Source organism: Kribbella sp. VKM Ac-2569, assembly GCF_004216905.1.
Classification (GTDB): Bacteria; Actinomycetota; Actinomycetes; order Propionibacteriales; family Kribbellaceae; genus Kribbella.
Map to the genome: position 1 here is coordinate 1,414,224 of NZ_SGXJ01000002.1, position 24,206 is coordinate 1,438,429.

General features: G+C 68.8%; 27 protein-coding genes and 1 pseudogene. 7 read left to right on the forward strand and 21 right to left on the reverse strand.

Annotated elements, in window-relative coordinates:
• The first annotated feature begins 17 nt into the window (after positions 1 to 17).
• Genes EV649_RS20000 through EV649_RS20010 form a run of 3 tightly spaced genes read left to right on the forward strand, consistent with a single transcriptional unit; the run spans position 18 to position 2,051 of the window.
• Positions 18 to 464 (forward strand): NfeD family protein, encoded by a 447-nt coding sequence (locus EV649_RS20000; RefSeq protein WP_130384936.1) that lies wholly within the window; start codon positions 18 to 20, stop codon positions 462 to 464.
• Entirely contained in the window at positions 452 to 1,339 is an 888-nt protein-coding gene (locus EV649_RS20005) for an SPFH domain-containing protein (RefSeq protein ID WP_130384937.1), read from the forward strand. The genes EV649_RS20000 and EV649_RS20005 overlap by 13 nt, the downstream gene beginning before the upstream one ends.
• Before the next feature lie 46 nt (positions 1,340 to 1,385).
• Positions 1,386 to 2,051, forward strand: a complete 666-nt coding sequence (locus EV649_RS20010; RefSeq protein WP_130384938.1) for a DedA family protein — start codon at positions 1,386 to 1,388, stop codon at positions 2,049 to 2,051.
• Here the strand turns inward: EV649_RS20010 and EV649_RS20015 are convergent.
• Complete coding sequence (locus EV649_RS20015) at positions 2,037 to 3,335, reverse strand: hypothetical protein (protein WP_241998457.1); 1,299 nt, start codon at positions 3,333 to 3,335, stop codon at positions 2,037 to 2,039. The two genes, EV649_RS20010 and EV649_RS20015, sit on opposite strands and share 15 nt — an antisense overlap.
• A 132-nt stretch (positions 3,336 to 3,467) precedes the next feature.
• Between EV649_RS20015 and EV649_RS20020 the strand changes: the two genes are divergently transcribed.
• The gene (locus tag EV649_RS20020) at positions 3,468 to 4,028 is read left to right on the forward strand and encodes a carboxymuconolactone decarboxylase family protein (RefSeq protein ID WP_130384940.1); all 561 of its coding nucleotides are present in this window, start codon (positions 3,468 to 3,470) and stop codon (positions 4,026 to 4,028) included.
• On the opposite strand, the gene EV649_RS20025 is transcribed toward EV649_RS20020, so the two are convergent.
• The 7 genes from EV649_RS20025 to EV649_RS20055 form a co-directional block, all read right to left on the reverse strand.
• Complete coding sequence (locus EV649_RS20025) at positions 4,016 to 5,440, reverse strand: multicopper oxidase family protein (protein WP_130384941.1); 1,425 nt, start codon at positions 5,438 to 5,440, stop codon at positions 4,016 to 4,018. The two genes, EV649_RS20020 and EV649_RS20025, sit on opposite strands and share 13 nt — an antisense overlap.
• 35 nt (positions 5,441 to 5,475) lie before the next feature.
• Positions 5,476 to 5,907 (reverse strand): hypothetical protein, encoded by a 432-nt coding sequence (locus EV649_RS20030; RefSeq protein ID WP_130384942.1) that lies wholly within the window; start codon positions 5,905 to 5,907, stop codon positions 5,476 to 5,478.
• Positions 5,908 to 5,983: 76 nt separating this feature from the next.
• Positions 5,984 to 6,748 carry a type III pantothenate kinase gene (locus EV649_RS20035; RefSeq protein WP_130384943.1) on the reverse strand — a complete coding sequence of 255 codons (765 nt, stop codon included), beginning with the start codon at positions 6,746 to 6,748 and terminating at the stop codon, positions 5,984 to 5,986.
• Positions 6,748 to 7,602, reverse strand: a complete 855-nt coding sequence (gene nadC, locus EV649_RS20040) for a carboxylating nicotinate-nucleotide diphosphorylase (protein WP_130384944.1) — start codon at positions 7,600 to 7,602, stop codon at positions 6,748 to 6,750. The genes EV649_RS20035 and nadC overlap by 1 nt, the downstream gene beginning before the upstream one ends.
• Positions 7,595 to 9,253 (reverse strand): L-aspartate oxidase, encoded by a 1,659-nt coding sequence (locus EV649_RS20045; protein WP_130384945.1) that lies wholly within the window; start codon positions 9,251 to 9,253, stop codon positions 7,595 to 7,597. The genes nadC and EV649_RS20045 overlap by 8 nt, the downstream gene beginning before the upstream one ends.
• A gap of 22 nt (positions 9,254 to 9,275) precedes the next feature.
• A complete protein-coding gene (panC, locus tag EV649_RS20050; RefSeq protein WP_130384946.1) occupies positions 9,276 to 10,103 on the reverse strand; it encodes a pantoate--beta-alanine ligase in 828 nt (275 codons plus the stop codon).
• Positions 10,100 to 10,948, reverse strand: coding sequence for a Rossmann-like and DUF2520 domain-containing protein (locus EV649_RS20055; protein WP_130384947.1), 849 nt, complete (start codon positions 10,946 to 10,948; stop codon positions 10,100 to 10,102). The genes panC and EV649_RS20055 overlap by 4 nt, the downstream gene beginning before the upstream one ends.
• Positions 10,949 to 11,030: 82 nt before the next feature.
• Here EV649_RS20055 and EV649_RS20060 point away from each other — a divergent pair, with 82 nt between their 5' ends.
• The gene (locus EV649_RS20060) at positions 11,031 to 11,606 is read left to right on the forward strand and encodes a 2'-5' RNA ligase family protein (protein WP_198682569.1); all 576 of its coding nucleotides are present in this window, start codon (positions 11,031 to 11,033) and stop codon (positions 11,604 to 11,606) included.
• Positions 11,603 to 12,241, forward strand: a pseudogene (locus EV649_RS20065) (SAM-dependent methyltransferase); the annotation flags it as partial. The gene EV649_RS20060 and the pseudogene EV649_RS20065, both read left to right, overlap by 4 nt.
• Positions 12,242 to 12,348: 107 nt before the next feature.
• Here EV649_RS20065 and EV649_RS20070 read toward each other — a convergent pair.
• Together EV649_RS20070 and EV649_RS20075 are read right to left on the reverse strand one after the other, a co-directional pair.
• A complete protein-coding gene (locus tag EV649_RS20070; protein ID WP_241998408.1) occupies positions 12,349 to 13,755 on the reverse strand; it encodes a PH domain-containing protein in 1,407 nt (468 codons plus the stop codon).
• A gap of 11 nt (positions 13,756 to 13,766) precedes the next feature.
• Positions 13,767 to 14,255 carry a PH domain-containing protein gene (locus EV649_RS20075; RefSeq protein WP_130384950.1) on the reverse strand — a complete coding sequence of 163 codons (489 nt, stop codon included), beginning with the start codon at positions 14,253 to 14,255 and terminating at the stop codon, positions 13,767 to 13,769.
• Between the two features lie 26 nt (positions 14,256 to 14,281).
• Between EV649_RS20075 and EV649_RS20080 the strand changes: the two genes are divergently transcribed.
• Entirely contained in the window at positions 14,282 to 15,481 is a 1,200-nt protein-coding gene (locus EV649_RS20080) for an NADH-quinone oxidoreductase subunit D (RefSeq protein WP_130384951.1), read from the forward strand.
• A gap of 1 nt (position 15,482) precedes the next feature.
• Here the strand turns inward: EV649_RS20080 and EV649_RS20085 are convergent, their stop codons facing one another.
• The 11 genes from EV649_RS20085 to ftsH all read right to left on the reverse strand — a co-directional run bounded on the left by EV649_RS20085 (position 15,483) and on the right by ftsH (position 24,036).
• Entirely contained in the window at positions 15,483 to 16,253 is a 771-nt protein-coding gene (locus tag EV649_RS20085) for an inositol monophosphatase family protein (protein ID WP_130384952.1), read from the reverse strand.
• A 24-nt stretch (positions 16,254 to 16,277) separates the two neighbouring features.
• Entirely contained in the window at positions 16,278 to 16,673 is a 396-nt protein-coding gene (locus EV649_RS20090; RefSeq protein WP_130384953.1) for a hypothetical protein, read from the reverse strand.
• A 21-nt stretch (positions 16,674 to 16,694) separates the two neighbouring features.
• The gene (locus EV649_RS20095; RefSeq protein WP_130384954.1) at positions 16,695 to 17,135 is read right to left on the reverse strand and encodes a hypothetical protein; all 441 of its coding nucleotides are present in this window, start codon (positions 17,133 to 17,135) and stop codon (positions 16,695 to 16,697) included.
• Between the two features lie 10 nt (positions 17,136 to 17,145).
• Positions 17,146 to 17,676, reverse strand: coding sequence for a DUF3180 domain-containing protein (locus EV649_RS20100; protein WP_241998410.1), 531 nt, complete (start codon positions 17,674 to 17,676; stop codon positions 17,146 to 17,148).
• 2 nt (positions 17,677 to 17,678) lie between these two features.
• Positions 17,679 to 18,236: a 2-amino-4-hydroxy-6-hydroxymethyldihydropteridine diphosphokinase gene (gene folK, locus EV649_RS20105; RefSeq protein WP_130384956.1), complete on the reverse strand. Its 558-nt coding sequence runs from the start codon at positions 18,234 to 18,236 to the stop codon at positions 17,679 to 17,681.
• The gene (folB, locus tag EV649_RS20110; protein WP_130384957.1) at positions 18,233 to 18,622 is read right to left on the reverse strand and encodes a dihydroneopterin aldolase; all 390 of its coding nucleotides are present in this window, start codon (positions 18,620 to 18,622) and stop codon (positions 18,233 to 18,235) included. Before folB ends, folK begins: the two co-directional genes overlap by 4 nt.
• Positions 18,619 to 19,092, reverse strand: coding sequence for a nuclear transport factor 2 family protein (locus EV649_RS20115; protein WP_130384958.1), 474 nt, complete (start codon positions 19,090 to 19,092; stop codon positions 18,619 to 18,621). The genes folB and EV649_RS20115 overlap by 4 nt, the downstream gene beginning before the upstream one ends.
• Complete coding sequence (folP, locus tag EV649_RS20120) at positions 19,089 to 19,946, reverse strand: dihydropteroate synthase (protein WP_241998412.1); 858 nt, start codon at positions 19,944 to 19,946, stop codon at positions 19,089 to 19,091. The genes EV649_RS20115 and folP overlap by 4 nt, the downstream gene beginning before the upstream one ends.
• 73 nt (positions 19,947 to 20,019) lie before the next feature.
• A complete protein-coding gene (locus EV649_RS20125; protein WP_130384959.1) occupies positions 20,020 to 21,171 on the reverse strand; it encodes a S1 family peptidase in 1,152 nt (383 codons plus the stop codon).
• Between the two features lie 159 nt (positions 21,172 to 21,330).
• Positions 21,331 to 21,903, reverse strand: coding sequence for a GTP cyclohydrolase I FolE (gene folE / locus EV649_RS20130; RefSeq protein ID WP_130384960.1), 573 nt, complete (start codon positions 21,901 to 21,903; stop codon positions 21,331 to 21,333).
• 99 nt (positions 21,904 to 22,002) lie between these two features.
• On the reverse strand, positions 22,003 to 24,036 hold the full coding sequence (gene ftsH / locus EV649_RS20135) for an ATP-dependent zinc metalloprotease FtsH (RefSeq protein ID WP_130384961.1): 2,034 nt from the start codon (positions 24,034 to 24,036) through the stop codon (positions 22,003 to 22,005).
• Between the last annotated feature and the right edge of the window lie 170 nt (positions 24,037 to 24,206).

Here is a 24,206-nt window from a genome sequence, read left to right on the forward strand (position 1 = left end):
GCCGTCGGGTGGTCGCCATGCAGTCCTGGATCCTGTGGTTGATCGTCGCCGCCGTCCTCGGCACGGCCGAGTTGATGACAGCGACCTTGGACCTGCTCCTGCTCGCCGTCGCCGCGCTCGCCGCGGCCGGGATCGGCGCGCTGGGACTCGGCATCGCCTTCCAGGTGCTGGCCTTCGCGATCACCGCCGCGACCATGGTCACGCTGGTCCGTCCGGTCGCGCGCCGGCATCTGACCGGGCACCCGAAGCTGCGGACCGGTGTCGCCGCGCTGATCGGCCGCGAGGCCGTCGTACTCGCGCCGTGTGACCGGGACGACGGCCGGGTCCGGATCGGCGGCGAGGAGTGGAGCGCCCGCTCCTACGACCCGCACCTGCACATCCCCGCGGGCACCCGCGTCGACGTGTTCGCCATCGAGGGGGCTACCGCCCTCGTCCATCCTCAGGAGGAACCATGGCCGGACTGATCATCGGAATCGTCGTCGCGCTGCTCGCTGTCGTGCTGGTACTGCGGACCGTGCGGATCGTGCCGCAGGCGCGGGCGGTCAACGTCGAACGCCTCGGCCGGTACCTGCGCACCCTCGAGCCCGGCCTGAACGTCCTGATCCCGTTCATCGACCGGCCCCGGCAGCTGATCGACCTGCGCGAGCAGGTGGTCTCGTTCGAGCCGAACTCGGTGATCACCGAGGACAACCTGGTCGTCCACATCGACACGGTGCTGTACTTCCAGGTCACCGATCCGCGGGCGGCGGCGTACGAGATCTTCAACTACATCCAGGCGATCGAGCAGCTGACCGTCACGACGCTGCGCAACGTCATCGGTGCGCTGGACCTGGAGAAGACGCTGACCTCGCGCGAGCACATCAACTCGATCCTGCGCGGCGTCCTCGACGAGGCCTCCGGCAAGTGGGGCATCCGGGTGAACCGGGTCGAGCTCAAGGCGATCGAGCCGCCGGCGTCGATCAAGGAGTCGATGGAGAAGCAGATGCGGGCCGAGCGGGAGAAGCGGGCCGCGATCCTGAACGCCGAGGGCGTCCGGCAGTCCCGGATCCTGACCGCGGAAGGCGACCGGCAGGCCGCGATTCTGCGCGCCGAGGGTCAGGCGAAGGCGATCGACACCGTGTTCGAGGCCATCCACCGCAACGACCCGGACCCGAAGCTGCTCGCGTACCAGTACCTGCAGATGCTCCCCGAACTGGCCAAGGGACCCGGCAACACCTTCTGGGTCATCCCGTCCGAGGTCACCACCGCACTGCAGAACGTCACCAAGGCGTTCAGCGGCGAGACAACCCCGAAGATCCCCTCGGAGAACGGCCACAACCCTGAACTTCCCCGGACTTAGTTGCCCGGTCACCAAATCGGTTGTCTGACGATGTCACTATGGGTGCATGGGGGAACCTCTACTCGCCCAGGCGATCGCCATTCCTACCGGGGTGGCCGTGCTGGCGTATCTGGTGGTCGGACTTGTCATCGGCGTGGAGAGCATGGGCGTACCGCTGCCCGGTGAGACCACGCTCATCGCGGCCGCGCTGCTCGCGTCGCAGCAGCATCATCTGAAGATCGAGTTCGTGATCCTGGCCGCCGCCGCGGGCGCGATCATCGGCGACTCGATCGGGTACTTCATCGGCCGCAAGGCCGGCCGCCGGCTCTTCGAACGGCTGGGGAAACGGTTCCATCACTTCTCCGAGGACCGGATCGTCCGGGCCGAGAAGTACTTCCACAAGTACGGCGTCTGGACGGTGTTCTTCGGCCGCTTCGTCGCGCTGCTGCGGATCTTCGCGGGCCCGATGGCCGGCATGCTGCGGATGCACTACCCGCGCTTCCTGGTCGCGAACGCCGCCGGCGGCATCGCCTGGGCGACCACGATCGGTGTCGTCGCGTACAAGATCGGCGACAACGCCGACAAGATCTTCGGCCGGGTGTCGGTCGTCGCGCTGATCGCCGTCGCGGTCCTGGTGGTCGCGCTGTACGTCGTACACAAGGTCCGCAAGCGTCGCCGCGAGCAGGCCGAGCCGGTTCTCGAGGCGGCGGCGACCGGGTCAGCGGACGTGTAGCTGCAACTGCGCCGTCGTGGTCCCGTCGATCGGCCGGCCGAACATCATCGCGCCGGGGATCACGAACCGGTAGACGAAGTCGCCCGGCTGCGCGGCCTTGAACGCCAGCGCGGCCTGGCCGTTGCGCATCGGCAGCGCCTTGGAGTCCACCCACCGACGGGTCTGCCGGTTCCAGGCCTGCAACATCACGGTCGTGTTCATGGCCGGCTTCACGCCGACGGACACGGTCACCGTCGAGCCCTTCGCCGTCGCCGCGTTCCCGCCCGCGAATCCGGCCGACGCGACCCGGACGATGCTCTTCGTGTACGCCGGCTTGCTGGTCGACGTACCCGTCTGTATCCCGCCCTTGGTGTTCTCCGGCACGGTGATCTTGTACGGGCGACTGCCACCGGTCGGCACCGCGATGTCGTAGTACCCGCCGCCTGTCGTCGACCCGCGTGCCGCCGGCGTCCACCGCGCGCCCGGGGTGACCTGGGTCAGCACCACGACCGGTACGCCGGCCGGGGTCGCGCGCCTGCTCGTGCACGGCGAGTCGAGCTCGCAGCCGACCTGGTAGAGGATGACCCGCCCGCGGACCCGGATCGGCACGCTGAACTGGGCCAGTCTCGGGACGGCCGCGTTGATCGAGCTGGTCAGCCCGAGCACCTGCCCGCCCATGCTGGTGCTCCACTCGTTCTGGGTGCGCAGCTGGAAGGTGTACGGCGGTTTGACGCTCTTGATCACCTGCCGGGTCGAGGTCGTCGCCGGGCCGATCACCTTCAGCATCTGGCCGGGCCGCCCGATCATCGGCACGTACCGCTGGGTCTTCTTGCCCTTCACGTCCAGCGGGTCGTTCGGCGTGAAGTCCTGCGGCGCGACCGGCACCGACCATCTGATCAGCACCCCGCGCCCCTGCTTCGCCACCGCCGCCGCGCTCGGCCGCACCGGACCGTCGGTGTCGAACACGGGCGACTTGGTGAGCTTGCTGGTCACCCCGCCCTGCGAGGTCCCGGTCCCGACCGCGACCTTGTAGTTCCCGTCCGGCGGGAACGCCGAGGTCGGAATCTCCCACCGGTTCGGTTCACCGGCCGGGATGTACTTCACGTACGACGGGCTCTCGCTGAGCACACCCTCGATCGTGACCCGGTTCGGCAGCCCGTTGTCCTTCCAGGTCACCAGCACCGCGGCACGCCCCTTGGGCGCCCACGCGACGGCGACATCGGTCGGCGGCGGATCGGAGGCACAGGCAGTCAGCGAGGCAGCCCCCGCGATCACCGCCAGCGCTACGGCGAGCACGCGCCGCATTCCGACCACCCCTCGTCTCCTCACGACCGACCGGGTGAACGATACCCAGTCGCGGGTGCCCTCTCCCTACAGCCGTTGCCGGATCGGTATCGCGCACCTACCGTGAGGTAAGCCACTGAGGGGGGAACCACGATGGCATTCATCAGTACGCCGAACGTCCCGGAGATGTTCGCAGCGAATCGGGCGCCGGCCGGGCACGTGCCCAACTTCGTCCACACGTTCGCCGCGCGACCGGCCGTCTACGAGGCGTGGAAGCAGCTGAACGGCGCGATCAAGGAGTCGATGGACCTGCGCCGCTACGAGCTGGCCACGCTGGCCGCGGCGACCGCGCTGAAGTCGAGCTACTGCAGCCTCGCGCACGGCCAGATCCTGGCCGACAAGTTCTACACCGCGGAGGAAGTCGCGGCGCTCGTCGACGAGCCGGCGAACGACCCGGTCGACCGCGCCGTGATGGCCTTCGCGCGCCAGATCGCACTCGGCGCCGACACCGTCACCCAGGCGGACGTCGACGCGCTGAAAGCACTCGGCCTGACGGATGACGACATACTCGACGTAGCCCTGGCGGCCGCGGCCCGAGCCTTCTTCTCCAAGACACTCGACGCCACCGGCACCCAACCCGACGAGGCCTTCAACGGCCTCCCCGAAACCCTCCGCAAATCCCTCACCGTCGGCCGCCCTATCTACTCGGGCTGATTGTTCGGGGTGCCGCCGAGGTGGTGGTTCGTGGTGACGCCGGTGTACATCAGGTGGGTCACGAGGCCTTGGGCGGCATGCGGGAGGTTGTGGCAGTGGTCCATCCAGATGCCTGGGTTGTCGGCCACGAAGGCGACCTCGTAGGTCTCCTTGTCCTCGACGTTGAGGGAGTCCGTCCGCCACGGGCTCCCGGTCGCGCGCACCCCGTCGCGGCTGAGTACGACGACGTGGTGGCCGTGCAGATGCATCGGGTGGACCTGGCCTGAGCTGTTCTTGATCGTCATCCGCACGATGTCGCCCTCGCTCACCACGAACATCGGCACGTCCGGGTACTGATGCCCGTTGATCGTCCACCACAGCCCGGGTTTCCCGTCGAAGAACCCGATCCGCCGGCCGATGTCGTACCGGAACACCCGGGTCGCCTTCGCCGGATCGAACCCGATCGGCTTCGGCGTTCCGTACTTCAGCAGGTCGACCCGGTCCCGCGGCTCGGTCCCGGCCGGCGCGTCACCGTCCCCGATCACCAGCGTCGTCGGTCCGCCACCGAGCCCGATCCGCACCGCTTTCGCCGTGGGGATCTCGAGGTCCACCCGGCCGCCCGCGGTGACGAGCACCGCCTTCCCGCTCACCTCGGTCGGCGCGTTCACCTCGGTCCCGTCGACCGCGACCACCTTGTACGGCGCCCCGTCGACCCAGACCGCCATCGGTCCGTTGTCGGTGTTGATCAGACGGACCCGCGCGATCGGACCAGGTGCTTGCACACGACGTTCGCCGTACTCGCCGTTGACCGTGCGGACCTTGTCGTAGGTGTGCACCGCCGCGATCACGTCCGTCGCGGACGGCTGGACGATCAGTACGCCGTACAGCCCCTTCTGCACCTGCTCGTGCGAGACCTGGTGCGAGTGGTACCAGTACGTGCCGGCGTCCTTCGCGACGAAGCGGTACACGTACGACTTGCCCAGTGGGATCGCATCCTGCGTGACGCCCGCGACACCGTCCTCGGCATTCGGTACGTCGACGCCGTGCCAGTGCAGTGTGATGCCCTCGGCAACGTTCTCGTTGCGCAATGTGACCTGGACGAGATCGCCTTGTTTCGCGACGATCCGCGGCCCCGGCGACGTGTGGTTCAACGTGTAGCCGTCCATCGGCCCGCGACCCGGGATGTCGAAGCGCTCCTCGCGCGCCACGAGATCCACCGCGACGTCAGGCTTCTGATCGGCAGGACCCGTCAGCCGGCTGACGTCGGTCCCGTGATGCGCCGCGGCCGGTCCGCCACCGTAGTCGGCGTACCCCATCGTCATCGGCGACAGGTCGTTCGGGATCAGGCTCCGCTGCCAGAAGAACCCGATCGGCGCCAGCACCACAACCGTCGCGACGACCGCGATCAGCCCACGACGAGACGGCGATCGCATCCTCACGACCGCCGCCGGTCAGTTGCCAAGGGCATCTAGATGGTCGAAGCCGCTGCGGCCGTCGTCTCCGGCTGAGTCGCGGCTCGCCGGGCCGCCATCGCCGCGACTGCCAGGAGCGCGAACGCGTTCAGCCCGTGCAGGGCGCCGACCGCAGATGCGCCGAACGACAAGACGGCCAGCCCGAACTGCAGCACGACCAGACCGAACACGTACAGCGCCCACTTGACCCCGCCGTCGACCTTCGCGAAGAACGAGACGATCAGCAGCAGAATCGCCAGCAGCGGGATGATCCCGCTGCCCACGATGGTGTGGATCATGTGCCCTACGTTGGCATCGGAGTTCTTGTCGAACACCAAGCCGCCGTCGACATCCTTGATGACCGTGAACCACGCGAGTGCGATCGCCATCGCCTGGACGATCACCCCGATCGCGATGAGCCCGGCCAAGGCACGATAAACAGACCTCATATTTCCCCCAACCCCTGAAGTCACCCCTGGGGCTCATAGTGAGGCAGGTCACCTCAAGCGCACAAGAGGTCGACCCTCAGCCGTGGTTGCGGGCGAAGGCCTGATACAGACCGCGCAGGGTCAGCAACGGTTCGTCGCGGACCGGGGTGTTCAACCGGCCGGCGAGCAGTGGCGCGAGGGCGCCGGTGAGTACGACCACGACGTCGTCGTTCAGAGACTGCTCGGTCCGGATTCGTGCGACCAGACCGTCCACCAGCGCGGCGAAGCCGTGGATCGCGCCGGACTGCAGCGCCTCGACGGTGTTCTTCGCGACCACCGATCGCGGCCGGACCAACTCGACCCGGCGCAGTTGCGCGGCCGCCTGCCCGAGCGCGTCGGTCGCGGTTTCGATGCCCGGGGCAATCACGCCCCCGATGAAGGCGCCGGCCGGGTTGACCACGTCGATCGTGATCGCCGTACCGACATCGACGACCAGGCAGGGCGCGCCGTACTTGGTCACGGCCGCCAGCGCGTTCGCGATCCGGTCCGTGCCGACCTCCCGCGGGTTGTCGACCAGCACCGGCAGCCCGGTCTTCACACCGGGCTCGACGACGACGCTCGGCACACCCTGGTAGTACCGCGACACGACGTCCCGCAACTCGTGCAGCACATGCGGTACGGCGGAACACACGGCGATCCCCGACACCGGCGATTCACCGGTGAGCAGGCCCTGCAGCAGCACCGCCCACTCGTCCGCCGTACGGCGTGGATCGGTCCCAACCCACCAGTGCCGCTTGACCGTGCCTTCGAACACCAGCCCGACCAGCGTCCTGGTGTTCTCGACGGCAACGGTTAGCAGCATCAGCCTTCTCGCAGATCCAACGCGATGTCGAGCACCGGCGCGGAGTGCGTCAGCGCACCGACCGCGAGGAAGTCGACACCGGTCTCGGCGACCTCTCGCGCCTTGTCCAGGGTCAGCCCGCCGGAGGCCTCCAACCGGGCGCGGCCCGCGACCTTCTCGACGGCTTCCCGCAGCAAGGGGACGTCCATGTTGTCCAGCAGGATCAGCTCGGCGCCGGACTCGACCGCGATCACCGCGTCCTCGACCGAGTCCACCTCGACCTCGATCCCGATCTCCGGGTACGCCTTGCGCACCAGCCGGAACGCCTCCGCGACGCCACCCGCCGCGATCACGTGGTTGTCCTTGATCAGCGCGGCGTCCGACAGACCCATCCGGTGGTTCTTCCCGCCCCCGCAACGTACGGCGTACTTCTCGAGGGACCTGAGCAACGGCATGGTCTTGCGGGTGTCGCGGATGACCGCGCCGGTGCCGTCGACCGCGTCCACCCAGTGCCGGGTCAGCGTGGCGACACCACTCAGGTGGCAGAGCAGGTTCAGCGTGGTGCGCTCGGCCGTCAGGAGTTGCCGCGTCTTGCCGCGGACCGTCATCAGGACGTCGCCCCGCCGCACTGAGTCGCCGTCGCGGACGGTGTGCTCGATCTCGATCTCGTCCGGCGCCGCGACCTGGCGCAGCACCAGCTCCGCGATCTCCAGGCCTGCCACCACGCCGTCGGCGCGGGCGACCAGCTCGGCGACCGACACCTGGTCCGGGTCGACCGTGGCGGTGGTCGTCACGTCGACACCCCCGGCCAGGTCCTCCTCGATGGTTGCCCGCACGAGGTCACCGACCCACTGCCGGTCGACTGTCTCATCCATGCCGGTCATTCTCCTCGGATTCGCGCGGAACAAACGTGGCTTGCGGCACAGCCTGCTGATCAAGTGTCAGGTCCAGGCTTCCGAACCAGTGCAGATCATCGCGGTCCGGGTGGTCCTCGCGCCAGTGCGCGCCCCGGCTTTCTTCGCGGGCGGTCGCCGCGGCGATCAGCGCGGAGGCGACCGTCACCAGGTTCGTCGCCTCCCAGCCCGGCGTCCCCGGCTCGTCGTACGGCTGCTCGATCAGCTTGCCGATCGCCGCCCCCGCCTCCGACAGCCCGGTCGCGCTCCGGATCACGCCGGCGCCGACGGTCATCGCCCGCTGCAGCTCGGGTACGACGTCCGCGTCGACGAGTCCCGGCGTACGGCGGTCCACGACCGGCTCCCGCCGCTCGGGCAGCCCGTTCGCGAGGTGCGCCGCGATCCGGCGGGCGAACACGAGTCCTTCGAGCAACGAGTTCGAGGCCAGCCGGTTGGCCCCGTGTACGCCGGTGCACGCAACCTCACCGCACGCGTACAGGCCGGGCACCGAGGTCTGGCCGTTCAGGTCCGTCCACACGCCGCCTGACGAGTAGTGGCAGGCGGGCGCGACCGGGATCAGTTCGCGGACCGGGTCGATACCGTGCGAGCGGCAGGACGCGAGGATGGTCGGGAACCGGACCCGCCACTTCTCGTCACCGAAGTGCCGGGCGTCCAGGTAGACATGGTCCTTGCCGGTAGCAATCATCTGGCGCATGATCGCCTTCGCCACGATGTCCCGCGGCGCGAGGTCTGCGAGCTCGTGCTGCCCCTGCATGAACCGCTTGCCGGTGTGGTCGACGAGGAACGCGCCCTCGCCGCGAACCGCCTCGGACACCAACGGCTGCTGGCCTTTCGCGCTCTTGCCCAGCCAGAGCACCGTCGGGTGGAACTGCACGAACTCCAGGTCCCGGACCTTCGCGCCGGCCCGCAGCGCGAGCGCCATCCCGTCACCGGTCGACACGCTCGGGTTGGTCGTTGCCGCGTACAACTGTCCGAGACCGCCGGACGCCAGGATCACTGCCCGGGTACGGATCTCGCCGACGCCGTCCAGCTGTCCCTCGCCCATCACGTGCAACGTCACGCCGGCGATGGAGCCGTCGGAGGCGGTGAGCAGGTCGAGGACCAGGGCGTGCTCGATCAGCCGGATGTCCTTGGCCCGCTTGACCGCGGCAACCAGCGCCCGCTCGATCTCGGCGCCGGTCGCGTCGCCGCCCGCGTGCGCGATCCGGTTGCGGTGGTGCCCGCCCTCACGGCCGAGCGAGATCTCCCCGTCCGCCATGGTGTCGAAGCGCGCGCCGAGGTCGATCAGGTCGCGGACGGCGTCCGGGCCTTCGGTAACGAGCACCCGGACGGCCTCCGGATCGCTCAGTCCGGCGCCGGCGACGAGCGTGTCCTGCAGGTGCTCCTCGGGAGAGTCCTCCGGGTCGAGGGCGGCGGCGACGCCGCCCTGCGCCCACTGCGTGGAGCCGGAGGCGACGACGTCCTTCGTCACCACCAGGACGGAGCCCAGCTCGCGGGCCTTGAGCGCGGCGCTCAGCCCGGCGACGCCGGAGCCGATCACCACCACGTCAACTGTGTCGGTCCAGCCGGCCTCCGGCGCGGCCAAACGTCGCGGGACTGCGGGTGCGGTCATTCGGTGACCGTATCAACCGAATTCATCGCAGCGTGATGGAAATGTTGTCAATGAGACGGGTCAGGCCGACGCGGGCGGCGATCAGCATCCGGGCCTCGCCGGGGCCGATCACCGGGCCGAGATCGGGTGCTCGCAGGGCGAGATAGTCGATCTTCACCGACGGCACCGCCTCGAGCTCGGCCTGCGCCGCCGCCAGCACCGCGTCCGGGCCGTTCATCCCGGCCTTCGCACCGGCGCTCAGCGCCCGGTACAGCACCAGCGCCTCGTCACGCTCGGTCTCGCTCAGGTACCGGTTGCGTGAGGACAGCGCGAGGCCGTCCGCCTCCCGAACGGTCGGCACCGGCACGATGTCGACGTCCATATCGAGGTCGCAGACCATCTCGCGGATCAACGTCAGCTGCTGGTAGTCCTTCTCGCCGAACAACGCCAGGTCGGGCCCGGTCAGGTGCAACAGCTTCGAGACCACGGTCAGTACGCCGGAGAAGTGGCCCGGCCGGAACACGCCCTCCAGCTCGTCCGCCAACGGGCCCGGATGCACCGTGATCGACGGCTCGTTCGGGTACAGCTCGTCCCGAGACGGGTTGAAGACCAGGTCGACGCCCTCGTTCTTCGCGATCGCCAGGTCGCTGGCCAGCGTCCGCGGGTACCGGTCGAAGTCCTCGGTCGGCCCGAACTGCAACGGATTCACGAAGATCGTCAGGAGCACGCTGCCGTCCGGCCCGACCCGTTCGCGGGCCTCGGCCAGCAGCGCGGCATGGCCGTCGTGCAGGGCGCCCATCGTCATCACGACCGCCCGTGGCCGGATCGCGGCCGCCGCTCGCAGTTCGGCCTTGGTCTGGGTGAGTCTCATCGCGGTGCCTCCCCTGTCCGATCTGCCCGGTGCCCGTCCAGTACCTCGGTCAAGCGGCGGACCGTCTCCGCGTCCAGCCGCCCGTCCGTCGCCAGTTCCACAGTCGCCCGGGCAAGTTCGGCGTACGTGCGCCGCGTACTGCCCCGAAGTACTGCCAGATGTGCTGCCACCGTGTCGACATCGCCCCGGGCGATCGGCCCGGTGAGCGCATGATGACCGGATCGCAGCGTGTTGTCGAGGGTTGCGACGAGCAATGGCCGGAGTGTCGCCACCGGATCCGCCACGCCCGCCTCCCGCAGTACGGCGACTGCCTGCGAGACCAGCGTCGTCAGGTGGTTCGCGCCGTGGACCAACCCGGCGTGGTAGCGCGCACGCTGATCGTCGGCGACCCACTGCACCTGTGCGCCAAGCGCCTTCACCAGCCGCTCGACGATCGACCGAGCCGCATCAGGAGCGGTCGCGGTGAACATGACCCCGTCCAGCCTTACCGGACCGCCTGGAAAGGTCATGGACGGGTGCAGCGCGACCGGTGTCGCAGCAAGTCCGGTCAGCGGGGCCAGGCCATGCGCTCCGGACAGGTGCACGACGTATTGCGCACTGGTCAACGGCAGCGTGTGCGCGACCTCGTGAATCAGGTCGTCCGGTACGGCGACCAGTACGACGTCGGCGCTCCTCGTGACCTCGTCAGCGGTTAGCACGGGCACAGCGGGCAGAAGGCGGGCGGCGCGGTCCAGGGACGCGTCCGAGCGCGCGGTGACTCCGACCAGGGGATGTCCGGCTGCCGCCAAGGCTGCTCCCAAGGCGGTCCCGGCCCGGCCGGCTCCGATCAAGCCGATCCGTTCCATCACTCACTCTCTTCTCGTTCCAGTCCCGCTCCCGGGTACCAGACGATCTACCTGTCAGCGTAGGTGATGAGAGCATTGGAGGGTGAGTGATGCGTGGGCAGCGGGTGCCGAATTGACCGCGATTCTGATCACAGTTCCCGAGCTGGCGGAGTACACAGAGCGTTGGCGTTCGGTGTCACGGTCGACCGCGAGACCACAGGTCCCGTTGACCGAGCTCATCCCGCCGCACGTGACGGTGCTGGTCCCCTGGGTTGCCGAGCCCACCGACACCGACCTGGCCCGGCTCCAGGCGGCAGTCGCGTCGATCGAGCCGTTCGAGCTCAGCTTCCCGACCGCGGGTCAGTTCCCGAACGGTACGGCGTGGCTGAAGCCGGAGCCGTTCGACAAGGTGCGCTCGATCCTCCTGTCCGTCTTCGACGCCTTCCCCGAGTGCCCGCCGTACGGCGGTGAGTTCCCGGACCCGCATCCGCACCTGACCATCTCGTCGTCCGCTCAAGGCGGTCCGGCCGTGGTAGCCGAGGCAAACGCTGCCCTGGCCGCGGCACCGGCCCCGACCGTCCTGCTGACCGAGCTGGAGCTGTGGCGCGAGGACGCGGAGGGCGTGTGGCACCAGCTCGGCGCGGTACCGCTGGGGTCCGCTCCGAACGGCAGGCGATGAGCGAGACCTTCCGAGACGCCTGGCAGCAGGCCCTGTACGGCCCTGGCGGTTTCTACCGCCGGGAGCGCCCGTCTGCGCATTTCCGTACGTCGGTCCACGCATCTGACCTGTTCGGGCAGGCCATCGCGCGGCTGGCCGATCAGCTCGGTCTGGACGAGGTCGTGGACATTGCCGCCGGTTCTGGTGAGCTGGGCAAGGTCCTGCGCGCAGAGGGCCTGACGGTCGTCGACATCGAGCTGGACGACCAGCTGCCCGATCGCCTGACCGGACTGGTCATCGCCAACGAGTGGCTCGACAACGTCCCGTGTGAGGTGGTCGAGTGGGACGAGGACGGCGTACCGCGCTATCTGGGCGCTGACCTGACGCCAGGGGACGTTGTCGACGGCAACGACCTGGACTGGTTGCGTGAGTGGTGGCCCGGCGATCCCGGTGACCGGGCCGAGGTCGGCAGGGCACGTGACGAGGCTTGGCAGGACGTGGTCCAGCGGCTCGCGGACGGCGCAGTCGCGATCGCCATCGACTACGGACACGTGAAGTCGGCCAGGCCGCCGTACGGGACCCTGACCGGCTTCCGCTCCGGCCGTGAGTGCTCACCTGACCCCGACGGCAGCTGCGACATCACTGCCCACGTGGCCCTCGACTCGCTGGGCGGCACGATTCTGAGCCAACGGGACGCCCTACGAGCCTTGGGCGTCAGCGGGGCCCGGCCGAGCCTGGAGCTGGCTCAGACCGAGCCGCTGCGCTACCTGTCCGAGCTGTCGTCAGCCGGGGAGGCTGCCGAGTTGCTGGACCCGTCCGGGCTCGGTGGGTTCGGCTGGGTCTGGACGGCGACCGATGCAGCCACCGTACGGCGGGCCTCGCGTGCCCTCTCCGCCTGAGCCGCGACCAGCGCCGCAGCCTCCGCCTGGTCGCGGTGCAGCGCAGTGGCGTCGGTCGGACCCAGTGGGGTGTCCACATGCACGTTGGCCAGCCCCAGGCGCCGCTGGATCGGCCCCTGCTCCAGCCGGACCGACTGCGTCTTGTGGTGCAGCACGATCGACGTACGGCGGCTCACCCAGCCGCGCGTGGTGACCATGACCTGGTCGTCGACGCCGTACATCAGGTAGCGCCAGCCGACCGGACGCAGCCACTTGGCGCGCTCCGGCGCCGGGTGCATCTGAATACGGCTCAGGTCGAAGCCGGGCAACACCCGCGCGAGGACGTAGGCCACCTCGGCACGCTCGCCGACCGGTAGCAGCTGTGCGCCCTCCAGCGCGTCGTCGCCGTCCTCCTTCTGACCAGCCACGCCGGCGATGTCCAGCTCGACCCGGGACCAGCCGAGCAGCCGCCAGATCAGCGGCTCGGTGATCAGCAGACCCTGCACGCGGCCGGGCGGTACGGTCTGGCGCTGGACGTCGAACAGTCCACGTTTCGTCCGCAGGCCGTGGCTGGACTCGGACAGCGTGAACCCGTGGTTCCCAACGACCTGCTTCCAGATCGGCTGCACCACACCGAGCAGCAAGGGCAGACCGGCGAACAGACCGATGTGGAAGTCCAGCACCATGGTCGCGACGATCAGCCAGACCAGTGCGCCGGCACTGGCGACGACCGTGGACGACAGCAGCGTCGCACCGAGCAGGCGGTTGGTCGGGACCGTCAGCAGCGGCGGAGCCAGTGCCTCGGCCTGCTGATCGTGCTCCTGCTGCTCAGCAGCCTTCTCGCCCTTGGCACGGACCAGCAGTGTGGTGCGGAGCTGCTGCGCCTCGTCGTACCGGAAGTAGCTCAGCTTGCCGTCGCTCTTGCCGCCACCGGCCACGTCCATCCGCAGCTCGGCCATGCCGAACAACCGCGCGACGAACGGCTGCGCCACGTCGATCGCCTGGATCCGGTCGAACCGGATGATCCGGGTCCGGCGGAACAGGAACCCGCTGTCCACGCGGATCGCGTCGCCGGTGAGCTGCCACTTGGTGAACCACCAGGACAGTGCGCCGAGCAGGATGCCGCCGACGAGCACGCCGGCCAGGCCGATGCCTGCGACGGTCAGGTTGCTTCGCAGGCCCTCGTTGTTGACAAGGGCGACGGCCGCGACGACGAAGTACCCCCATCCCTTCACGAACGGGGTGAGTGGGTGAAGTCGCTGGCCGACGACCTCGACGGTCTGCTGTGTCACCGGATCTTGAGTCACAGGCCCCACGCCTGCGCCTGACCGAGGGCGGACAACCGGTCACGGAGCCGTCCAGCCTCGTCCGGATGCAGCCCCGGGATCTTCGCGTCGGTGGCCGGCGTCGCCGTGTGCAGCTCCACGGTGGCCATCCCGTACGCACGCTCCAGCGGCCCGGCAGTCACGTCCACGAACTGCATCCGGCCGTACGGTACGACGACCAGCTCGCGGAACATGACGCCGTGGCTGACGAGCAGCTCGTCCTCACGTTCGGCGTACTTCCACGAGCGCTGGTTGCGGCCGATCAGCACCCACGCCCAGCCGAGGAGCAGTGCGATCACCACGACCGCGAGAACGCCGTACAGCCAGCTCAGCGTCAGCCCGAGCGCGACCAGCGCCACGATCGCGGCCAGCCCGGCAACGATCGCCGCGTTCAGCCGCCGGAGCGTGGCGAGCTTGGGCGAGACCGGCGTCCAACTGACATCCGAGGGTGCGAAGAGGTCGTCCACGGGTAAAGCCTGTCACGATAGTGGTCATGAGCACGGAAAGAGTCGTGGGAGTCGGCGCGGGAGCCGCTGGATTCGACCCGGCGTACGAGCGGGGTGGGACCGGCGCCGGATCGGAGCTGGCGACGTCCGACATGGTGCTCAACATCGGGCCCCAGCACCCGGCGACGCACGGCGTACTGCGGCTGCGGCTGACCCTCGACGGCGAGCGGATCGTCGGCTGCGAACCGATCATCGGCTACATGCACCGCGGCGCGGAGAAGCTGTTCGAGGTCCGCGACTACCGGCAGATCATCGTCCTGGCGAACCGGCACGACTGGCTGTCCGCGTTCTCCAACGAGCTCGGCGTCGTGCACGCGGTCGAGCGGATGATGGGCCTCGAGGTCCCCGTCCGCGCGGTCTGGCTGCGGACCCTGCTGGCCGAGCTGAACCGGATCCTGAACCATCTGATGTTCCTCGGCTCGTACCCGCTCGAGCTCGGCGCGATCACGCCGGTGTTCTACGCGTTCCGCGAGCGCGAGACGATCCAGGCCGTGATGGAGGAGCTGTCCGGCGGCCGGATGCACTACATGTTCAACCGGGTCGGCGGCCTGAAGGAGGACCTGCCATACGGCTGGCTCGGCCGCGCGGCAGCTGCCTCCGCCGCGGTCCGGACCCGGCTGCCCGACATCGAGGAGCTCATCCTCGGCAACGAGATCTTCCGCGCCCGCACGGTCGGCGTCGGCAAGCTCTCCCCCGAACTCGTCGCGCAGTACGGCGTCTCCGGGCCGATCGCCCGCGCCTCCGGGGTCGACGCCGACCTCCGCCGCGACGAGCCGTACCTCGCGTACGGCGAACTGCATGACGTGCTCCGCGTCGTCACCCGACCCGAAGGCGATTGCTTCGCGCGATTCGCCGTACTGCTCGACCAGGTCAAGGTGTCGCTCGACCTGGTCGACGCCTGCCTCGACAAGCTGTCCACACTGCCGGCCGGACCGGTCAACGTCCGGCTCCCGAAGATCCTCAAGGTCCCCGAGGGCCAGACCTACGCCTGGACCGAAAGCCCGCTCGGCATCAACGGCTACTACCTGGTGTCCCGCGGCGACAAGACCCCCTGGCGCCTGAAGCTCCGCTCAGCCAGCTTCAACAACATCTCCGCCCTCCCCGCCCTACTCCCCGGCACCATGATCCCCGACATGATCGCCATCCTCGGCAGCATGTTCTTCGTCGTCGGCGACATCGACAAGTAGCTCAGCCGAGAAGCTCCTGCAGCGGATCGCGGATGCCATCGGCGACGGCGAAGACGCCGTGGGATTCGGGGGCGTGGTTCGTGCCGTCTAGGTCTAGGACGGTGACGCCAGCCTCGCGGCAGATGGCTACGCCGGCCATTGTGTCCCAGGGCTTGTTGGAGAACATGATCAGCGCGTCGAAGTAGCCGTTCGCCGTCCAGGTCAGCGCGGTGGCCGCCGTACCGATCATCCGGAGGCGCTGCACCCGCGGGACCAGCCGCTGGGTCAGCGCCGCTCGATCGGCGTTCACCGTGTCGGCGTTCGGCCCGACCGCATAGTCGCCCACGGCAACCAACGCGTTCTCGAGGTCGGTGCATTGACTGCCCCGGATCGCCTTCCCGTTGCAGGTCGCGCCCAGTCCTTCAGCAGCGGCGTACGTCGTGCCGAGCGCCGGGTGGTCGATCACACCCGCGACGGCGCGGCCCTCGTGGATCAGCCCGAGCGAGATCGCCCACAGCGGTACGCCGTGGATGAAGTTCACCGTCCCGTCGACCGGGTCCAGAACCCAGCGCGTCCCGTCGGTGGCGCCGCCCTCCTCCTCGCCGAGTACGCCGATCTCCGGCGTCTCTCGCTCGAGGAAGGCCCGCACCTCCCGCTCCACGGCGAAGTCCACCTCGGAGGCCATGTCCCGGTCGCCCTTGAACGTCAGCTCCCCGACCGCACGGCTCTGTGTCACCGCCCGCCCACGCTCGACGGCAGCTCCGGCAACCTTCAGCAGCTTCGCGAGATCCACACCCCAGAACCTACGCGACAGGAGCTACGCCGTACCGAGTGATCTCGCCCTTCGACGCCAGGCTGCGGCAGCGGCGGCTCCTCCGATCACCAGGAGTCCGGCACCGGCCGCCTGGGCGATCTTGATCGGGCAGCCGCTCGCGCAGTCCGGGATCGGGTACGGCTGGCCGGGGTTCAGCTCGTGGGTCTCGTCGGCGCCGACGTACGCCTCGTCCGCCGGGAACGGGAAGCCCTCGGGGTTCAGCAGGCGGTACCAGTACAGGTCGTCCCACGCCTTGCGCCGGCACGTCACATTCACCGACGGAGCCTCGTACGGCGTCGGCCCGAGCTGCCCGATCGGCAGATGGTCCTCGTTGTAGACCGTGACGTGGCCGTTCGGATCGTTCATCGTCACGGCCGGGTAATTCGCATCCAGCCCCATGACCGCAGTATGGGGCTGCGGTCAGGACGCGGCCAGGCCTCGGAGCTTGAGGTCGACGACGGTCGGCGCGTCGGCCTGCGAATGCTTGTCGCCGGCGGCAACGACGGTCGCGACCTCCTGGTCGATCTTGTCGAGGCGCTGGTCGATCTTGTCCAGCCGGCGCTGCATCAGGTCGACGAACTCCGCGTTCTCGACGACCCGCGCGCTGGTGATCCGCGAGTACTCCTGCGCGACCTGCGCGCGCTCGTCGGAATGCGCCAGCCGCTCGACCAGCAACTGGTGGCGGAACAGGAAAGCAGCAGCGATCGCGACCAGAACAGCCCCACCTGCGGCAGCCCGGAGAATCCAGGCATTCTGCGAGAAGAGCGCGATGCTCACGCCCAGGCAGACAACGATCAGCAAACCGTTGGCGACGGTGAGAACTGTGGTCCTGGTTCGACGGCGGCTACCCCTGGAACCCATGGACCGCATGTTAGGGGGTCTTGTCGGGGTCCTCAGGAATACGACACGCGCGTTCGAGCAACAATCCGGCCGTGACGACCAGCACAGAGACCACCGCCGCAGCGCCGGCCATGATCACACGGTTACGAGGCCCGGAGGAGCCCATCGCCTGCAGGAAGCTTAACGCGAACCCTGCGTAAACGCCGGTGCACAACGCGCCGACGAAGGCGCTCGCCTTCCCGATCATCAACAGGAAGACCGCGCGCGACGGTTCGATCCGTTCCCGGCGTACCTGGACCCGCTGATGGGTGTTGCGGGCCGCGGCGAACAGCAGCGCGGCCAGGAAGCCCCAGGCGATCAGCGTCAGCCAGGACACCGCCGGCGCGACCCCGCCGCCGGCCTCGATCGCCTTCACCGTCGTCACGCCGATGGCGACCCCGAGGACGGCGATCGCGACCAGCAACCGTCGTGAGGTCGGCCGCACCGAGCCCGGGCGCGGCGGCTCCTGCTTGTCGCCGTGGTGATCGTTGGGCGCCCGATCGGGCTCGGTACCGCCGGACACCACTACTGCAGCTCGATGTCGAGCTTGGTCACACTGTCGGTCCCGACCTTGGCGAGCAGCTCCGCGACCGGACCGTGGCCCGGCAGTACGGCGTCGCGCTCGATGTCGAGCCACGGCGCCAGCACGAACGCACGCTCGTGCGCCCGCGGATGCGGAATCGTCAGTTCGTCGGTCTCGATCGTCTTCTGCCCGTAGGTGATCAGGTCGACGTCGAGGGTCCGCGGCGCGCCCGGCACGCTACGCTCCCGGCCGAACGCCTGCTCGACCGCGTGCGCACGTTCGAGCAACAGGTCGACGCCCAGCGTCGAGTCGGCGAGCAGGACGACATTCAGATACGGACCGGACTCGTCCGGGCCGCCGACCGGTTCGGTCTCGTAGACCGGCGAGACATCGACCACCACGACGTCCGGGGTGTCCCGCAGTGCGTCGACCGCGCCCTGCAGGTTCGCCTCACGGTCGCCGAGATTGCTGCCGAGCGACAGGATCACCTGGCGGATCGGCTTCAGGCCACCGCTCAGGGTGTCCGCGTCGATGACGTGGGGACTAGGGGTCTCAGTCACGTGGATTCTCCGGCTCTGCGCTGCACGGTCAGGACAACGTCGTCGAACGGCACCGTGATCGGCGCCGAGGGTTTGTGGATGGTCACGGCCGTCGCTGTCACCCGCTTGTCGGCGAGACAGAGATCGGCGATGCGCTGGGCGAGGGTCTCGATCAGATCCACCGGGTCGGTCTCGATCGCCTGGTGCACCTGCTCGGCCACCACCCCGTAGTTCACGGTGTCGGCCAGGTCGTCGGAGGCCGCAGCGGCCCGGGTGTCCAGCTCCAGCCGGACGTCCACGACGAACTCCTGTCCGTCGGCCCGCTCGTGATCGAACACCCCGTGGCGCCCGAAACCGCGGATGCCCCGGATCTCGATCACATCAGAAGGTGCAACGGGACCGCTCATTCCGCCTCCTCCTGTCGGCCCCCAGACGACAGTACCGGTGAGGCATGGTGGATCCACAACCGCCAGCCGGAGGAAGTTCTGCGGAAAACGTTCGTGGCGAGCGCCTTTCCGCCCGCGAACCCGTCCTCCGGGGCGCCCTCACCCGACGACAGGACATTCTCCGTACACGTGACGTAGGCCACGTCTTCATCCACCCGCACCTGCACGTCGGTGAGGAAGAACTGGATGTACGGCGTGTTCGCGAAGATCATCGCCCAGGCCCGCATCATCTCGGCGTACCCGGAGATCGCCGCGTTCCCCGGATGGATGCAGACGGGATCGGGCTCCGGCAGCCAGACGGCCGCCATCAGGTCGAGGTCACCGGCCTCGAACGCGTTGTAGAACGCGGTGTTGGCATTCAGTACGACGTCCTGCACCGTGGCGTCGGCCTGCCGCTTGGGAGCACCCTCCTGCCGCGGTCCATCCGTCATACAGTTCCCCATCTCTTCGCCACCCGGACCGCGTCCGCGTTCGGCGCCACCGCGTGGGCCCGGACACACCAGGCACCTGCGGCGGCGGCCAGGGCGGATACGGCCACGCTCGCGTCGTCTCGTCGTACGGCCGGTCTGGGTTCACCGGTCTGCTCGTCGGCGAGCAGCCTACCGAGGAACGTCTTCCTGGACGCACCGATCAGTAACGGTCTTTCCAGTACGGCGAATTCCCGCAGCCGGCGCAGAATCTCCCAGTTGTGGTCCGCGTTCTTCGCGAAGCCGAGGCCCGGATCGAGGGCGACCCGGTTCAGGTCGATGCCCGCCTGGCTGATCACCTCGAGGCGTTCGCCCAGCTCGGCGATGACCTCGGCCACCACGTCGTCGTACTGCGCCTTGTTCTGCATGTCGACCGAGTGCCCGCGCCAGTGCATGCACAGGTACGGCCTTCCGCGCTCGGCGATCAGCGGGAGCATGTCCGGATCGGCCAGCCCACCGGACACGTCGTTGATCATCGTGGCGCCGGCGTCGAGCACGAGCTCCGCTACCTGGGACCGCATGGTGTCGACGGAGATGATCGCGCCTTCCGCGGCGAGGGTCTCGACGACCGGGATCACCCGGCGGATCTCCTCCTCCTGCGACGGCCGCACAGCCCGCGGGCGAGTCGACTCACCACCCACGTCCAGCAGATCGGCGCCCTCGGCCAGCAGCTCGCGGCCGTGCTTGATCGCGGCGCTCGGCTCGAACCACTCGCCGCCGTCCGAGAACGAGTCGGGCGTCACGTTCACGACACCCATGACGAGACACCGGTCCACCACCGGCAACCCGTCCACGTGACCCCACGGCTCAGTTCTCATCCACACACCGTAGTAGCCCCTACAGACACCCCGGCAACCAGCCGCCGATTTCCCGTGAGCAGGGCGCCTGGGATCAGTTCGCGAGGATCAGGCGGGACTTTGTCGACTGGAGCGCCGGGGCGATGGGTTGGGCGTACGACTCGTTGGTCTGGCCGTGCTTCTCCAGGCACTGCCCGTCGATCAGCGCCGCCCCGCTGGTGATGCCCTGGGCGTAGTTCCCGGTCATGCTGGCGCCGCCGGAGTCGCCCGACTCGACGCACGCGGTGTGCTGGAACAGCCCGCGGACCACGCGGTTGTTCCCGTAGTTGACCGTCACGTTCCGGGCGACGATCCGCCCACACGTCCAGCCGGTGGTCTTGCCCGACTTGCAGAGCGTGGAGCCGACGGTGGCGTCCGCAATCCCCTTGACCGCGACGTTCCCGTTGCCCCAGCCCTCGACGTACCCCTGCTGGTCCCAGCCCTCGATCACGCCGACCGACCCGAAGTCGTGCCCCGGGAAGCTCGAGGTGGACGTGTTGCCGAGGACGTACCCGTTGCGGGAGAACGACGGTTTGCCGGACGTGCAGTGCCCCGCGGTCAGGAAGATCCGGTTGCCCTTGCGGGTCCGGGCGTTGAACCCGAGCGAGCACATGTATCCGGTGTTCTTGGTGACCTGTACGCCGCCGCGCAGGCTGAAATCGTCCGCGGTCGGCCGGACCGTCCCGGACACCTCGCGCAGGGTCACCCGCTCGCCGTTCGCCATCGCGCGGGAGAGGAACCGGTCGGTGATCGAGTCGTGCACGCCTCGCGGCACCGAGACCACCACGGTCCCCGACACGGGGTCGACGTACCACGACCGGACCTTGCCGGCGCTCGACGTGACAGCCAGCCGGTTCAGCTCGCCCTGTACGGCGTTCAGCTGCTTGGCGGTGAACTTGACCAGGCGCGGGACCGCGCCGATCCGGCGGACGAGGGCGGCTGTCGACAGGTTGGACACCGCGACGATCAACTCGCCGGAGTCGTCGTAGTAGCTGCCCACGACGCCCGAGTCGGAGCCGAGCTCCGACTCCAGGGTCTCGGCGACCAGCGGGTCCACGGGCATCTTCGCGGCCTGCTTCTGGTGCGCGGTCTGAGGTCCGGTCTTGTTCCGCGTGTCCGCGGTGGCCCAGTTCGCTGCGACCAGCCCGCCGGCCGTCAGGACGACGACCCCGGCAAGTGCGGCGCCGACCCGGAAACGCCCCGACATCCTGTCCTCCTCACACCAGCACCTGGTCCCCGTTGGCCAAGCACCACTACGGAAAGTAAACGCTCAGCGACAGAATGTCCATAGTGCCGGACTCTCAAACTTCAACGACCACAGCCCTCCCCGGGCTACGGGTGGGTGGGCAGGTCGGAAGACCCGCCCCTAGCCAACGATCAGGCTCATGGCCTCGGCGCGGGTGACGGGGTTGCGGAGCTGGCCGCGGACGGCGGAGGTAATCGTCTTGGCGCCCGGTTTCCGGACGCCGCGCATGGTCATGCACAGGTGCTCGCACTCGATCACCACGATCACGCCGCGCGGCTGCAGGATCTCCACCAGGGACTCGGCGATCTGGGTGGTCAGCCGTTCCTGGACCTGCGGGCGTTTCGCGTACACGTCGACCAGCCGGGCGAGCTTCGACAACCCGGTCACGCGGCCGTCCCGGCTCGGGATGTAGCCGACGTGCGCGACGCCCGTGAACGGGACCAGGTGGTGCTCGCACAGGCTCCAGACCTCGATGTCCTTCACCAGGATCATCTCGTCGTGCTCGAGCGCGAACGTGGTCGTCAGCACGTCCTCGGCGCCCTGACCGAGCCCGGCCGTCATCTCGGCGTACGCCCGCGCCACCCGGGCCGGGGTGTCGTGCAGGCCCTCGCGCTCCGGGTCCTCGCCGATCGCGTACAGCAGCTCGCGCACGGCCCGCTCGGCGCGCTCATGGTCGAAATTCGGTGACGCCATCCCGGCTCCTCCTGCCAACGGAACTTCGCACGCTACCGCGCGGGCAAACGAAAACGCCGCCCCCCGGTCGGGTGGCGGCGCTCGTTCGAGCTGGTCAGCTCACTGGTGGCTCGGCGGGGTCGGGCCGCTGCCGTAGTCCGGCGGGCGGATCGCCTCGTCCGGGCCGACAGAACCGCCCGGCAGCACGTCGTGCAGCGAACCGTTCTGCTCAGCGCGGCCGGGAACCGGCATCACCGGCGGCTGGTCGGACGGGATCCGGGTCGACGACCCGGTCCAGGCCGGCCGGCGCTCCTTCATGATCACCGGCTCGAAGACCCGGGCGATCTGGTGCTTGTCCAGGGTCTCCTTCTCCAGCAGCTCCTCGACCAGGTGGTCCAGGACGGCCCGGTTCTCGACCAGGATGTCGAAGGCCTCCTGGTGCGCGTTCAGGATCAGCTTGCCGACCTCCTCGTCGACCGCGGCCGCGATCTCCTCGGAGTAGTTGCGCTGGCTGCCGATGTCGCGGCCCAGGAACGGCTCGCCGTTGTCCTGGCCGAACTTGATCGCGCCGAGCCGCTCGGTCATGCCGTACTGCGTGACCATCGCGCGGGCGAGTGCGGTCGCCTTCTCGATGTCGTTGCTGGCGCCGGTGGTCGGGTCGTGGAAGACCATCTCCTCGGCCGCGCGGCCACCGAGCATGTAGGCGAGCTTGTCCAGCATCTCCGACCGGGTGGTCGAGTACTTGTCCTCGTCCGGCAGCACCATCGTGTAGCCGAGCGCCCGGCCCCGCGGCAGAATCGTCACCTTCTGGACCGGGTCGGAGTGCGGCAGGGCAGCGGCGACCAGGGCGTGTCCGCCCTCGTGGTACGCCGTCAGCACCTTCTCCTTGTCCGACATCAGCCGGCTGCGCCGCTGCGGACCGGCGATGACCCGGTCGATCGCCTCGTCGAGGCCGCGGTTGTCGATCACCTGCTGGTTGTTCCGCGCGGTGAGCAGGGCGGCCTCGTTCAGCACGTTGGCCAGGTCGGCACCGGTGAAGCCCGGCGTACGGCGGGCGACCGCGGTCAGGTCCACGTCCGGCGCCATCGGCTTGCCGCGCGCGTGCACCTTCAGGATCTGCTCGCGACCGGGCAGGTCCGGCGCGTCGACGGCGATCTGCCGGTCGAAGCGGCCGGGCCGCAGCAGCGCCGGGTCGAGGACGTCGGGCCGGTTGGTGGCCGCGATCAGGATCACCCCGCCGCGGACGTCGAAGCCGTCCATCTCGACCAGCAGCTGGTTCAGGGTCTGCTCGCGCTCGTCGTGTCCACCGCCGAGGCCCGCACCACGGTGCCGGCCGACGGCGTCGATCTCGTCGATGAACACGATCGCCGGGGCGTTCGTCTTGGCCTGCTCGAACAGGTCGCGGACCCGGGAGGCACCGACACCGACGAACATCTCGACGAAGTCCGAACCGGAGATCGAGTAGAACGGCACGCCGGCCTCACCGGCGACCGCGCGGGCCAGCAGGGTCTTACCGGTTCCGGGCTGGCCGTAGAGCAGCACGCCCTTCGGGATCTTCGCCCCGACCGCCTGGAACTTTCCTGGTTCCTGCAGGAACTCCTTGATCTCGCCGAGCTCCTCGATCGCCTCGTCACAGCCGGCGACGTCCGCGAAGGTCGTCTTCGGGGTGTCCTTGGTGACCAGCTTGGCCTTCGACTTGGCGAAGCTCATCACCCGGGAGCCGCCGCCCTGCATGGAGTTCATCAGGAAGATGAACACCACCGCGATCAGCAGGAACGGGATCAGCGTGGAGAACACCTGGCCGATGAAGCTCGGCTTCGGGTTCTCGACGTCGTACCGCTCGATCTTGCCGTCCTGGAACAGCGACTGCAGGTCGTTGCCGAGGTTCTCGGCCTGGCCGTCCACCCAGTGGGCCCGGAGCTTGGTGCCGTCGGTCTTCTCGACCCGGATCTCCTGATCCGGATCGATCAGCGTCACCGTCTTGATCGTCTTGTCGCTCGACGACTTGGCCTGCTGGATCAGCTGGACGACCTGGCCGGTGGGCTCGGTCTTGTACCCGGTCGAGCCGGTCAGGAGCTGCCCGATCACCAGGACGCCCAGGAAGGCGACGACGATCCAGAACAGGGGTCCGCGGAAGATGCGCTTCACGTCCATGATCGAGGCCTAGGCCCCGTCCCTCCTAGCTCGGCAGGCCCGGGTATGGCGGGCTTGTGACGGTAATACCAGTCCAAGTGTCTCGTGTCGCACAAGACAACACAGCACGAGGGTCACCAATGGACGGTACGACCCGTTGTACAGGCCGTCACCAAGTCTGCCCTGAAGCG